This is a genomic window from Peribacillus sp. FSL R5-0717 (assembly GCF_038002945.1).
GTDB classification, from domain to species: Bacteria; Bacillota; Bacilli; order Bacillales; family DSM-1321; genus Peribacillus; species Peribacillus frigoritolerans.
Map to the genome: position 1 here is coordinate 5,160,880 of NZ_JBBOOF010000001.1, position 13,983 is coordinate 5,174,862.

At 38.9% G+C, this 13,983-nt stretch carries 11 protein-coding genes and 1 pseudogene; 11 read left to right on the top strand and 1 reads right to left on the bottom strand.

Annotated features, from left to right (window positions below):
• Positions 1 to 60 precede the first annotated feature (60 nt).
• The 3 genes and pseudogenes from NYE65_RS24730 to NYE65_RS24740 form a co-directional block, all read left to right on the top strand.
• Positions 61 to 225: pseudogene (locus NYE65_RS24730) on the top strand (IS6 family transposase); the annotation flags it as partial.
• Between the two features lie 387 nt (positions 226 to 612).
• Positions 613 to 1,440, top strand: coding sequence for a polyamine aminopropyltransferase (gene speE, locus NYE65_RS24735; RefSeq protein WP_328177976.1), 828 nt, complete (start codon positions 613 to 615; stop codon positions 1,438 to 1,440).
• Positions 1,441 to 1,995: 555 nt separating this feature from the next.
• Positions 1,996 to 3,252, top strand: coding sequence for an ATP-binding protein (locus NYE65_RS24740; protein ID WP_340861950.1), 1,257 nt, complete (start codon positions 1,996 to 1,998; stop codon positions 3,250 to 3,252).
• A gap of 986 nt (positions 3,253 to 4,238) precedes the next feature.
• On the opposite strand, the gene NYE65_RS24745 is transcribed toward NYE65_RS24740, so the two are convergent.
• On the bottom strand, positions 4,239 to 4,958 hold the full coding sequence (locus NYE65_RS24745; RefSeq protein ID WP_340861951.1) for a hypothetical protein: 720 nt from the start codon (positions 4,956 to 4,958) through the stop codon (positions 4,239 to 4,241).
• Between the two features lie 192 nt (positions 4,959 to 5,150).
• Here NYE65_RS24745 and NYE65_RS24750 point away from each other — a divergent pair, with 192 nt between their 5' ends.
• The 8 genes from NYE65_RS24750 to NYE65_RS24785 all read left to right on the top strand — a co-directional run bounded on the left by NYE65_RS24750 (position 5,151) and on the right by NYE65_RS24785 (position 13,977).
• Positions 5,151 to 6,035, top strand: coding sequence for a hypothetical protein (locus NYE65_RS24750; protein ID WP_340861952.1), 885 nt, complete (start codon positions 5,151 to 5,153; stop codon positions 6,033 to 6,035).
• Positions 6,036 to 6,333: 298 nt separating this feature from the next.
• The gene (locus tag NYE65_RS24755; protein ID WP_340861953.1) at positions 6,334 to 7,953 is read left to right on the top strand and encodes an amidohydrolase; all 1,620 of its coding nucleotides are present in this window, start codon (positions 6,334 to 6,336) and stop codon (positions 7,951 to 7,953) included.
• 101 nt (positions 7,954 to 8,054) lie between these two features.
• The gene (locus NYE65_RS24760) at positions 8,055 to 9,287 is read left to right on the top strand and encodes a Zn-dependent hydrolase (RefSeq protein ID WP_340861954.1); all 1,233 of its coding nucleotides are present in this window, start codon (positions 8,055 to 8,057) and stop codon (positions 9,285 to 9,287) included.
• Positions 9,288 to 9,416: 129 nt separating this feature from the next.
• Positions 9,417 to 9,617, top strand: a complete 201-nt coding sequence (locus tag NYE65_RS24765; protein ID WP_053534973.1) for a DUF3311 domain-containing protein — start codon at positions 9,417 to 9,419, stop codon at positions 9,615 to 9,617.
• Positions 9,614 to 11,098 (top strand): sodium:solute symporter family protein, encoded by a 1,485-nt coding sequence (locus tag NYE65_RS24770; protein WP_340861955.1) that lies wholly within the window; start codon positions 9,614 to 9,616, stop codon positions 11,096 to 11,098. Before NYE65_RS24765 ends, NYE65_RS24770 begins: the two co-directional genes overlap by 4 nt.
• A 52-nt stretch (positions 11,099 to 11,150) precedes the next feature.
• Complete coding sequence (locus tag NYE65_RS24775; protein ID WP_340861956.1) at positions 11,151 to 12,017, top strand: carbon-nitrogen hydrolase family protein; 867 nt, start codon at positions 11,151 to 11,153, stop codon at positions 12,015 to 12,017.
• Positions 12,018 to 12,337: 320 nt separating this feature from the next.
• On the top strand, positions 12,338 to 12,655 hold the full coding sequence (locus NYE65_RS24780; protein WP_034312026.1) for a DUF3870 domain-containing protein: 318 nt from the start codon (positions 12,338 to 12,340) through the stop codon (positions 12,653 to 12,655).
• Between the two features lie 161 nt (positions 12,656 to 12,816).
• Positions 12,817 to 13,977, top strand: a complete 1,161-nt coding sequence (locus NYE65_RS24785; RefSeq protein ID WP_340861957.1) for a DUF819 family protein — start codon at positions 12,817 to 12,819, stop codon at positions 13,975 to 13,977.
• Positions 13,978 to 13,983: the final 6 nt, after the last annotated feature.

The window sequence follows — 13,983 nt, forward strand, 5'->3', positions numbered from 1 at the left end:
ATTTTGGTCTTCCTGCACTTCCTTTTCCACAAAGGAAGTGTTTTGGTCCTTTGATTTTAAGAAGAGAAACCTATACCTGAAGGCATGCAAATATGGCAAGTTAGATATCTCAAGAATATAGTAGAACAAGATTACCGTTTTATTTAGAAGCATGTTTGCTCTTTGTTAGGGTTCAAATCATTTCATACAGCTAATTATATACTCAGTGGCATCGAAGTGATGTATTACAAATCGTTTAGGGTTATAACCCTTACAGATAATCCCAGTTAAATTATTTTTAAAATTCAAATTCCTACTAAAAAAGCTTGACCTTTGTGCAACGCAAAGGCTTATATTATATCTATCACTCTAAAAAAAAGGTATCACTGGGTGAGAAAAAATTTGATTTTGTCTATACGTCAGGTTCCTGATCGACGTCGGAGGACCAGCCGCCAATGAACTATCGTTTGTTGTGATGTATCATTAAATAGTGAATATAGACAGATTTAATCGAATTTTCAATTCTGTATGATCCGATAGAATTAACAACCGAAGCAGTGCCATTTGTTTAGAGTTCATCTATCTTTTGTCTGATCATATAAATAAAAATATAGAAAGGAAAAGAAATCGAATATGGAATTATGGTTTACAGAAAAACAAACCGATTCTTTTGGTATTACAGCAAGAGTTAACAAAAACCTTCACTCCGAGAAAACAGAGTATCAACAATTGGACATGATTCAAACCGAAGAATTCGGTAATATGCTTCTACTTGATGGAATGGTTATGACCACCGAAAAGGATGAATTTGTCTATCATGAGATGATTGTTCATGTTCCATTATATACTCATCCAAATCCACAAAAGGTGCTCGTTGTTGGTGGCGGTGATGGGGGAACGATTCGGGAGGTATTGAAACACCCAAGCGTTACCAATGTTGTTCAAGTTGAAATCGATGAGAAAGTAGTGGAATATTCAAAGCAGTATTTACCCAATATCGCCTCTGAGTACAGGAACCCGCGCGTAGAGCTTAGTGTAGGTGATGGCTTTATGCATATTCTAAATAGTGAAGATGAATATGACGTCATTTTGGTCGATTCCACCGAGCCTGTAGGGCCAGCTGCTAATTTATTTACTAAAGGGTTTTATGCGGGAATATCAAAGGCATTAAAGGAAAACGGTATCTTCGTAGCCCAGACAGATAATCCTTGGTTTAAAGGGGATCTGATACGAGATGCGATTCATGATACAAAAGAGATTTTCCCGATTACTCGCCTCTATACTTGTAATATTCCAACATATCCGAGTGGATTGTGGACATTTACGCTTGGAGCGAAGACACATGATCCACTGGATGTAAATGTCTCTCGTTTCTTTGATCTTGACACAAAGTATTACACTCCTGAATTGCATAAAGCATCATTTGTTCTCCCTAAATTTGTTCAGAATTTGTGTAAATAGTGTTTTAGAGTAGTAATTATTTGGGTGTGGTGCAAAGATTGTAATCGTCTAAAAGAGGCACATAATATCTTAGTAGAATCTAGTTTACAAAAATTGATTGATGAATTCTTTCTGATTTTGGACAGACTGATCCTTTGTTCCGTAGGACTTTCTGGAACTGACATGGTTGTTGCACATGAGATAATGAAAATGGCTGAAAAATAAACAGTGATTTGAAATACCACAACCTATATGATTTAATAACTCCATAATTGGACGTGTTTCTTTAATAATGTTCGCTTTCCTAATGGACTAACGGGTGCGTTAGTTGAACAAAGAAGACGAATGATAATTAACAAAACGGTATGGCAATTTCTAAATCATTTACTTTTTTACCATTATTTCTCACATATCCGATAATTTAAAAAAGGAGTTACCTCTTCTGTTTGGTAGTGATTTCTCGACAATCTCATTATGCCAAGAATGAGGTGTTTTTCACATTTAAAGAGCGCTTTGTCAAGGGTCAAATGAATCCGTGAGGATTCCAACTAAATAGAAAGATTAGGGGAGTATAGCATGGGGATACCTACACTATTATTAAACGCATTCATTATTATTATTTGTATTCTCTGCTATCAAGTATTTTGGTTAGATAAAGATGGAAAAGAAACACGTAATGATCTATATATTTCCCTCCTTTCATCAATTGCTATTATTCTTTGCATGACGTTTCCCTTTAATTTTCAATCCGGATATATTTATGATTTAAGGCTTATTCCTATCCTTTTAGTCTTTCTCTATGGCGGTTTTAGAAGTTTTATTATTATCACCTTTGTATATCTTTCTTACCGCTTTTACTTAGGAGGAAATGGCTTTTTCCCATCAGTTGTTGTATATATCATGACCATTACCATTACTTTGATGTTTCATTATTTTCTACCTACTTATTTAAAGAAAAGAAAAATATTGTTCAGCACACTGCTTATTTTCATTTGCACTAGTTCCTTTTCTGCCTTTGCTATAATGAACCAAATGAGGATAAATGATAAAGTCGAAACTTCTTTTATCCAATTTTTATCCAATTTTATAGTAATCAATATCCTTACGGGATTGTTATCTATTTATTTAATTGAAGGTATGATTGAAAAGTTTAAAATGAAAGAAAAAATTCAACGTGCAGAAAAATTTTATGCGATAAGTGAAATGGCCGCTTCTATTGCCCACGAGATTCGTAATCCACTGACTACGGTATATGGATTTATGCAGTTGTTTAGTAAAAATGAAATCTTAGAAACATATAAGGATGAATATTTGCAAGTCATGCTAATGGAGTTAGAAAAGACACAACTCATTATTGAGGATTATATGTCCTTAGCAAAACCACAAATTTGCTTGAAAGAATCTTTAGATATTAGCCAAATCGTCCAACAGGTAATAAATGCACTATCACCGATGGCCCTATTACATAATGTTGAAGTTAAAACAAGTAATAAAGATCCTCTTTATATAAATGCCAACGCCGATAAAATAAAACGTTGTTTAATTAATATTGCTATAAATGGTATTGAAGCTATGGTTCATGGAGGAATATTGCAAATCAATGTAAAAAAGATGAAGAATAATGTTGTGATTAATATTATTGATTCAGGGATTGGTATGTCCCCTGAGGAGATAAAGCGAATCGCCATGCCGTTTTATTCTACAAAAGAGAAGGGAACTGGACTCGGCACTATGATTTCATACGGTATTATTAAAGAATTAAACGGGGATATAGAAATAAAAAGCGAAAAAGGGACGGGAACATGTTTTTCTATTATTATACCTTCTTTATAAAAGAGCCCAACATGGCGAGGGACCCTCAAAATGAGAGACTTATAAAAACACTATTCTTTCCTATTATTTTTCAGAAAGAATAGAGTTTTTTTCGTTTTGGGGATACTGAAAACGAGTTTCATTCATCAATGACAGGACTAATTAATGTGAATGGGCGTACAGCCCACATTTTAAGGAAAATATACGCTAAGCGAATTTAAGTATAAAGCGAGCCATCTTTTTATTTTAAGAAAAAAGATGGCTTGCTTTATGCTTAATATTTACTCCACTATCCATAGCAAAAAAACTTTACAAAATGAAAATATCCATAACTATTTTCACGTATCTTTATTTTTTCATAGGCAACTGTATAATTGGCCATGCCAAATCCATGTTTGTTCATCACATAAGCATAACCTAGCTTTTCATCTAACCTAGAATTCTCCTATATTTATGATGGTTCAGGTAATATTCTTGAAGAAAATAGCAAACAAAGAGTATCAAGTTTTAGTTATGACGAAAATAGTCAACTAATTCAAGAGGTACTACCAAATGGCACGATAAATAAATATAGCTACGATGAAGTTGGGAATCGCAAAGAAAACACTCGCGGTGAAAAAACGGATAAATTTACGTATAACACAGCTAATCAGATTACTACTAAAAATGACATGGTATATAAATATGATGCTGACGGTAATTTAACTCAAGATGAACATTTTAAATATGAGTACAATGCGCTTGGCTATCAAACTAGAGTCAACAGAACAGGTATTTAATGACGCTAATGGATTGGGGATAAAATGTGTTACATTCGGTGCGGATAATGAAATCCTATTGATTTTTTGAGTGGTTAAGCTATACTAGTCACCACTTTTCAAAAGCTTTTTAATGCTAGGTCAGTGTTTGGTATAGTTGGGGATGCCTCTCGACCTGTGATTAATATTAGCACATTAGTTATTGATGATGCACATGCAGCTTTAAATAAAGCTAGAGAGGTTTTCTCATTAATTTAAATCCACCAGCAGTGGCACACCTTTGGTACTAATATATTCTACAATCATATTTCCATGTTCAAGAACTTTATCTTTTTTAAGGCCATTGATCATTTCGTTAAAGCGGTCTTCATCTGCATCCTGTTTCTTACGTGAAAGGGTAATCCGGATGGTAGGGGAAACTTCGTAATCTTTATAGCTGGCTGGCTTATTCGGATCAATGTTCAATTCTTTACCGATCCCCTCATCAAAGACCAAGAGTAATTGATTATAATCGCCTATTTCTTCTTGAATCTTCTCCCAATCTTCACTTTCTGCAATATTTTCCATTTCCTTGGATATCAACACGTCACCCAGTTCTTTTTCAACATATGGCCTGATTTCCTTCTCTGCATCATCTTGCCATTTATCAGATAGGAATGTATCCTCCATTTCCCCTGTTTCATCATTAAAGAAAACAAGAAAATGCGTACCATATTTTTCATGTTTCACTTTAGCTGCGTATTCAAAATAGCCCCGGTTTCCCATATTGTCGTATAGGACATCATATATTTCGGTTCCTTCATCAAAAGTTTCCTCTAAGTATCTTTCAGCTTTATCCCGGATCTTCTTTTCTTCATCGGGATCTGCTTTCATGTTCTGTGTGAATGAAAACAAAAGGATTACAACACCGACCAAGATGATTGAAAAAACACCTAATAAAGTAAGTAAAATCTTCTTTGTTTTGCTCAAGGAACACCCTCCTGTAATCACTGCTACTTTAAAACAATTCCCATATTATTCTAACATCATTATCGCTCATTTTACTATGGAAATTGAGCCTATCTTTTCCCCAGCGCGAAATCTAAATTACCTGCCCTCCAAAAGATCGGGATACTTTGTTACAATAAATAAATCCTTAGTACCCTAAAGGGAGAGATTGACTTGGAAACCTATCAAAGAAAAATGAACCATAATCGGGATGAATACAGAAAGTTACGGTGGAAACAGCATCGTATACAAGTTACAGGTTTATTCGCTGCCGTTTTTTCGAAAAAAGCGTTCGTAGATAAAGTGGCTATCGTCGGAGCAGGCAATTGCGATGATTTGGATATAGAGTATCTGGCAACTAAATGCAACTCCATATACCTATTTGATATTGATATGGAAAGTATGGAAAAGGGTACGGCAAATTTGCCTGAACGGACCCGGGAGAAAATTCAACTTATTGAAATTGATGTAACAGGCCTCGATAAAGTGGATTTTGATCACCACCTATCTTCCATGCTGAATCGTGGTGAAACGGCAAAGGGAATTATTCGGTATTTAAAGGATACCGAGAATCGGTTAGGTCAGCTTTCTGAACGTGTTTTTGCTAATTATTATAATGATTTTGATATCTTGGCAACTTCCGCCATTTATACTCAACTATTTTATAATTGGGCCATGGAGCTTCTTTCCGATCATGCAAACCACTATCAGAAAAAAGATGCAGAAGAGATTAAGAATGGAATTTTGGATGTAAGGGATGAGATCGTTCGTACAGTGAATCACTCTATATCTAAATGTACCAAGCAAAATGGATTCTGTATTACATGGACTGATATCTTAAAAATCGAACCTGAGTATATGGATACCATTAACGAAGGGCTGAATGCCATCTTTGCATTGGCCTCGAACGTTGGTTATGGGGCAGCCTTGATAGGAGTAAAAACGTTTATTGAAAAATTGGATAAAAGCGAATTAACCCTTCGATACTGGCCATGGGATTTTCAAGAAAATAAACAGTATTTGACCATTGGCATTATCGGGAGAAACAATGGGTTGTAATTGAATAATGGCGGGATAGATAAGCAAATAAGCAGCTGGATCTATCCTTTTTTTGATTGGTTATAGCCCCCTTAGGAATAGAGGGGGCTGGGGCCAGCAAACCATGGGAATTAATACGCAATTATATAAAAGGTATAAAAAAACGATGATATTTTTAACTATTTGTCTAATGATTTCACAATCTGGTGTGGATATAATGAATCTGTTGAAAACAGAATATTCCGGTAAGTGGCGGCAGGGACAGCAAATGAAGAGGTGGCAGAACTGAGGGGGAAACAATAAGGAAGGGGTGTGTTGGTTGAAAGCTGATATCGTGTTCATAAACGGTGAAGTCATAACCGTAAATCAAAAAAATGAAGTCGCGGAAGCCCTGGCAATTAACGGTGATCGTATCTCGGCAGTCGGAACGAATCAGGAAATCAAGGTATTTATCGGAGAAGAAACAAATGTGATTGATTTGCAGGGAAAGTCCTTACTTCCCGGGTTTATAGATTCTCATATTCATCTAATCTTGTATGGTGTCAATCAATTGGCAGTGAGCTGTAAAGCTGAACATATCAAATCTGTAGAAGATTTGTTAATCGATCTGAAGAAGAAAGCTTCGACGATCCCTAAAGGTGAGTGGATTCGGGCTTGGGGCTTCAATGAGACCGCAGTGAAAGAAAAACGTTATCCAACATTAGCGGAATTGGATGCTATTTCAACAGACCATCCCATTATCGTGAATCGCACATGCAGCCATATAAGCGTGGTGAATAGCAGGGCGCTTGAGATTGCTAGAATTGATGAAAACTCAGAGAATCCAACTGGAGGGATCATTGAAAAGGATGGAGCGGGGAGGCTTACAGGAAAACTCATTGAAACAGCAAATATGATAATGGCCGACAGAGCAAGCTATTCAGAAAGTGAACTGTTGAAGGCGGTCAAAATAGCATCGGGACATTTCATTGAAGCAGGCATTACAAGCATTCATGAAGCTGGTGCCCATGGTCCTGACAGTTTCCGTTTAATGCAGCAGGCCATAAAAAATAAGGACATTCGTGTCCGTATCTATGCGATGGTCGGTTCATTGAATAATTCTCATGAATTTGTGAATAAAATGGTAGATTCGGGAGTGATAACCGGAACGGGGGACGAAAGATTCAAAATCGGACCAGCCAAATTGTTTACGGATGGCAGCAGTACCGGTCCGACAATTGCCACCCGTGAGCCTTATACGAGTGATCCTGGTTATTCCGGAATTCTTTATTATAAAGAAGAGGAGATCCATCAAGTATTAGGTCAGGCACATAAAAGAGGCTTTCAAATCACAGTCCATGCCCAAGGAGACAGGGCAATAGAGATGTATTTAAATTGCGTGGAAAAGGCTTTGAATGAATCGCCCAGAAAAGATCATAGACATAGAATTGAGCATGCTGGAATATCTTCACCAGATTTACAAAAAAGGATGAAAGAACTTGGGGTCATCCCAATCCCCAACCCCCCATTTCCTTATGAATTCGGTGATATATATATTGAACATTACGGCAATAGGGTCAACCATATGTACGCTGCCCGTGATTTTATTGATAATGGCATCCTGGCCGCAGCCGGTTCAGATGCTCCCGTTACTGATCACGACCCTATATTAGGCATACACGTTGCTGTTAATAGAACAAGCAGGTCTGGTATGAAAATAGGTGCGATTCAATCGATTAGCGTATTGGAAGCCATTAAACTATACACATGGAATGGCGCGTTTGCTAGTTTCGATGAAGATATCAAAGGCAGCCTGGAGGCAGGAAAGCTGGCCGATCTAGTAGTATTGAATGATAGTATATTGAAAGTGGATTCCCAAAATATCAAGGATTTGAAAGTTGAATCGACGATTCTGAATGGGGAGATTCTTTATCTTAGGGAAACGATGGTGGAAATATAATCTAGCGTGACTATTCTAAAACAACAAGACCTTCACTAACATTTTTTTGGCTTAAGCGAACGAAGAGGATTTAGCAGGTTATTAAAAGGGGGATATTCGCTATGAAAAAGCAAAAATTATTAATTAATGGTGAGAGGCTAAGTCGTACGCTAGAAAAATTTGCTGATTTTGGACGCACAGAAAACAACGGGGTCACACGGCTATCCCTTTCCGACGAAGATCGATTAGTCCGTGATTATTTTTGCGCTTGCTGTAAAGAATTGGGTATGACCATTAAGATTGATGATATGGGGAATATTTACGCCACTTTAGCGGGACTTGAAAACAAACCACCTATTGTAATGGGATCTCATATGGATACGGTAAAAAAGGGCGGGCGGTTTGATGGTATCTTGGGTGTAGCTGCAGGCTTGGAAGTCGTGCGTACTCTGGTCGAAAACAATATCCAGCCTAAAATTCCGGTAATGATCGTCAATTTTACGAACGAAGAGGGAGCCAGATTCGAACCTTCCATGATGTCTTCGGGAGTTCTTTCGGGTAAATTCGAAAAATCCGTCATGCTGCAAAAGACGGATAGTGAAGGAACCACTTTCGAAAGTGCCTTGAGTGCCATTGGATATGCAGGGGATCAAGAGTCTCGTTTAAAAGAAGCAACGGCATTTCTAGAGTTGCATATAGAACAAGGGCCCATTCTTGAACGGGAATCACTAACGATCGGTGTCGTTGAATGTGTCCTTGGTATGGTTTGCTATGAGATAGAAATTACAGGAGAATCCGATCATGCAGGAACCACCCCGATGAATATGAGAAAAGATGCTTTCTTTTCCGCGAATAGCTTGATCATGGAGGCCCGTCAGAAGCTAGGCATGCTTGATGACGATTTGGTTTTTACGATGGGAAGGGTAAATGTGTTTCCGAATATCCATACGGTCATCCCTAATAAAGTGGTTTTTTCGCTTGAAGCGAGACATAAGGATTCCAAAGTCATCGAAAAGGTGGAGGAAGTCATAAAAGACCTTACAACTAGAGGTTCAGAAGGCGGCTGCGACATCCAAGCGAAAAAATTGTGGGACAGGGATACCGTGTGGTTCGACAAATCCATTTGCAATTTGCTCGAGCAATCGAGCAATTCATTAGGACTACCATATAAAAGAATGGTAAGCGGTGCAGGACATGATGCACAGTTTATAGCCAGTTATATACCTACTGCCATGGTTTTCGTCCCAAGCATCAACGGGAAAAGCCATTGTGAAGAGGAACTTACTACACGGGAAGATTGTGAAAAAGGCGTCAATGTAATATTGGAAACGGTCCTTGCCATCCAGTCATCTTAAGCGGAAATATGGTTGGTTGTATACAGCCAGTGACCGAAGGGTGCCATCAAACCATCAGTTCAGCATGAAAGTCGGCTTGACTGATGGTTATGCACCCATGTAAGGAAACTAATTAGGGGAGGGTATAATTTGGATGCTATTAAGCTATTGCTTTTTGTTCCATTTATAGGGTTTTTAGGTTTATTGCCCTATGCAAATAAAATAGAACCGTACATATTGGGAATGCCTTTTTTGTTATTTTGGGTTGCATTTTGGATGGTGATGGCATCGATTATCTTAATGATCGTCTATAAGTTCGATCCTGATAATAAAGGGAGTGAATCTGAATGAATATCTCATTGCTCATCATTGCCATCTTCTTGATTCTAGCACTTTATTTAGGGATTAAAGCAAGAAAAGGGAAGGATATGGATATGGAGCAATTTGCCGTAGGGGGCAGGGGCTTCGGTACATTCTTCATTTTTCTCTTGATAGCAGGTGAAGTTTATACAACTTTTACATTCCTGGGCGGAAGTGGGTGGGCATACTCAAAAGGTGCCGCTGCTTATTATGTTCCCGCCTATATTTTCTTAGCTTATGTCCTATCATATTGGCTCGTCCCTAAAATATGGAGATATTCAAAACGACATTCCATTATCTCTCAGCCAGAGTATTTTGCATCTAAATATAAAAGCAGGTCAATGGGGATGATCGTTGCTGTATTGGGAAGCTTAGCCCTCGTCCCATACATAGTCATACAGCTTAAAGGGTTGGGTATCATTGTTTCAGAAGCATCATACGGAGCAATTTCACCAGTTGCTGCAAGTGTGATCGGTGCTGTGGTTGTAACTACCTATGTAATGATTTCAGGCATTCATGGTTCGGCATGGACTGCCATACTGAAAGATTTCATGATTTTGGTGGTTGTCATCTTTTTAGGGATTTACATTCCAGTTCATTACTTCGGAGGCATACAGCCAATGTTCGAGACCGTGCAAGCTGCCAAACCGGAAATGTTGGTTTTGGCAGATCAGGGATTGAGTCAGTCCTGGTTTGTGTCCACCGTTTTGCTGAATGCACTAGGATTTTATTTGCTGCCACAAACTTTCATGGTCGTTTTATCGTCCAATGGGGAAAGGACCCTTCGCAAAAATGCGATTGCGTTACCTTTATACACATTGTTGCTGCTGTTCGTTTTTTTCATTGGATTTACAGCCATCATGCAAATCCCGGGTTTGCAAGGAGCTGATGGTGATCTCTCACTTTTAAGGCTGGCGATACAAACATTCGATCCTTGGGTGATAGGGGTTATCGGAGCTGCAGGTTTATTGACGGCCCTAGTACCGGCTTCAGTCATGCTAATGGCTGCATCGGTAGGTCTGACAAATAGCTTTTTCAAAGTCCTGGTCCCTGCTGCGACTGAAACACATCAATTGATTGTCTCAAGGATAATCATTATTGGTATCTCAATCATTGCTTTAATTGTAACGGTTACAGGCGGCGAGGCTTTGGCCATCCTGAATATCATGTCATACAGTTTAATTACGCAACTGGCCCCGTCCTTGTTTTTCAGTTTGCCAAAAACCAATATAATCAATAAGTATGGTGCGATGGCTGGAATATTGGCAGGTGTCCTGATTGTTTTATATGCGACAATTGCAAATGTGAAGGTTGCTACATTCCTGCCAAATACCCCACATGTAATTAATGATATCAGTACAGGCGTCATAGCTTTGTTGATTAATATACTAGTAACATTCCTTGTAAGTGCCCTGACTAAACAAATCTCCATGCAACAGACCGAGATGAATGATCTGGATAAGATATCCTGATTTCTTTTAAAAGTCTGGAAGAGCTGATAAAACATGATATGGGAGGGCTTTTGTGAAAATTAAAATAACGGCTTGCCAATTTCGTGTAGAAAAAGTGTCAAATTTCCTTGAATTTCAGAAACAAGTAGAAGACTTGATCACCCAAGTTCCCGAAAACTCGGATTATATCATTTTTCCTGAACTGTTAACTATCGGGTTATCAGCGGCCTTTGGAGAACAGGATGCTTCGTCCCTTATCAGCATCGATGAATATACCAATCAATACAAAGATCTTTTCAGGTCAATTTCAAGAAAAAGAAAACAGGTCATCATTGCAGGCACTCATCTGGAACGCCGCGAAAATGAATACTACAATATTGCTTATATTTTTGATGAAGACGGATCAGTCGTGGAGCATAAAAAGACTCATATCTTTCCTGCTGAAGCGAATTGGCATACTTCTGAAGGCGATGAACTGGAGGTTTATTCCGTGGGTCCGGTTAGGATAGGGATAGCGGTATGTTATGAAGCGGAGATACCTGAAATTTCAAGGATATTATCAGTGAACGGTGCCGACATCATTTTTTGCCCATCATACACATTTACGGAGGCTGGTTTTTGGAGAGTTCGCCATTGCGCACATGCACGTGCAATAGAAAATCAGGTATATTTTGTTCATTGCCCCACAGTTGGTGAACCGGGATCACCCTTGCCGAACGGGTATGGCCGTGCCAGTATCCTTAGCCCCTGTGACAGCGCTTGGCCTGCTAATGGAATAGTGGCCGAGGCGGTAATGAATGAACATACGATCATTACCGGTACAGTGGATATGGACGAACTTTATGAGAATCGAAAAAGTGGTGCAGCAACCACCTTCAAGGATCGTAATCGCCGAAAAGATATGTATGCGAAATATGAACCATACGAAGGGCTGAAATGATGTGTTGGATCCCGAACCATTGTCGTCCGAATGAAGGTCCAATAAAGTGTGGTGGTAGGTCAAAAAATGACCCCTGAGACGAGTTCTTTAACAATACCTGGTTATTCTTCGTGATTCTTCAGTTTGATTGGCGTATTAGTTGTAGAACTTATCTATTCTCTGGCCGAAGGAATCGGGAATTGACTTAATATACAAAATATATTGTCAAATGCTTGCTATATATATTAAAATATATATAACCATTTCATATTGTAATAATATAGATAGTCACCCTATTTATACCTGTTATGATGTCTGTAATGGCAGGAGGCACAACAATCATGTTTCAACAGAATACAGTATATATAGTTGGCGAATCGAAGGCACCGTCCAATAATCCAATTACACAGCAATTCAACTGCTTTTTTATCGGGTTCGTCATTGATCGTGATACGCATGAAATAGTGGATGCGGAATGCTCGACCACGATATCGATTACATCACGCTTCATTCAATCCATGTTAGTTGGTAAATCCATTCTTCGGCCCGATGAATTGGAGACAGAAATTGAGCAACGGTATTTTGGTTCATCTCAGAAAGCACTGACCGTCGCCCTTAGAAATGCCAGCATCAAATATCAGCAACTTTATAAGTTATAGCTGCTTCTTTTGTCAGTCGCAATTGAAATCCAGCTGTTAAAGAGTGCGTACGCGCTCTTTGGCAGCTGGATTTTTCTATGTAGTGCCATGCAATAATTCATTGATGGGGTTAAATAAAATGGAAATTGCATTTAGTTATAAAAGATTAGGAGGTATGGAATATGATTCAAGATGGTGTAATGTTTGTCTGCTTTTTATTGGCATTTACTGCCCTGATTGCGGTTGTGGAGAAAAAGATAGGAGGAAAGTTCTTCAAGTATGTTCCTGGTATTGTCCTTATTTATATTGGAGCGGCTCTGATGAAAACATTCGGGGTCTTTTCAGATAGTGAGTCAGTCGAAAGTGCATATAGCACCATACGGGCGCTCCTCTTGCCTGCCATGTTGATGCTTATGCTTTTGCAATGCGATATGCGGAAAATCATCAGGCTTGGACCAAAGATGCTGTTAACTTTTTTTGCGGCTTCATTCAGCATTATTGGAGGGTTCACGCTTACTTACGTTTTAATGAATGGCTTTTATGCGGAAGGAACTTGGAAGGCATTCTCGGCCTTGAGCGCAAGCTGGACAGGGGGCTCTGCCAATATGGTGATCTTGCAAGGCATACTCGATGTGCCTGAAAATATTTTTGGCTATGCGTTGATCATGGATACTGTTAATTATTCCATTTGGGTCATGTTCTTGTTTTGGCTGGTGCCTCTTGCTGGAAAATTCAATATTTGGACGAAAGCGGATACATCTTTCATTGATCAGATGACTTCCGAGCTTGAAGCGGGGGAAACCGCCAAGACGGAATTTGGATTCGTTGAATTGATCGGTTTCTTGGCGCTGGCTTTAATTGTTTCAGCAGGTGCAACCAAAATTGGGGAGAGACTCCCGGTACTCGGTGCCGCTGTGAATGGAACCACTTGGACGATCATCATCGCTTCGACCGTAGGATTAATTCTGGCTGTCACGAAGGTTGGACGTATTGCCGGTTCCATGGAAATTTCCAAAGTCATGCTTTATATCGTCATTGGTTTAATTGCTTCCCATGCCGATTTTTCACAGCTGTTTCAAGCACCTGTGTATATTATTTCCGGCTTTATGATTCTATTCTTTCATGGATTGATCATGGTCATTTTGGCCAAAATCTTTAAGTTGGATCTATTTACAATGGGAGTTGCCTCTTTGGCCAACATAGGGGGCGTGGCATCAGCCCCCATATTGGCAGGTGCATTCAACCGGTCGCTAATACCAGTCGGGATATTGATGGCAGTACTTGGCAGTCTTCTGGGCACCTATTTTGGAATTCTTACATCATATATACTCTCAAGCTTTTAAGGAAGG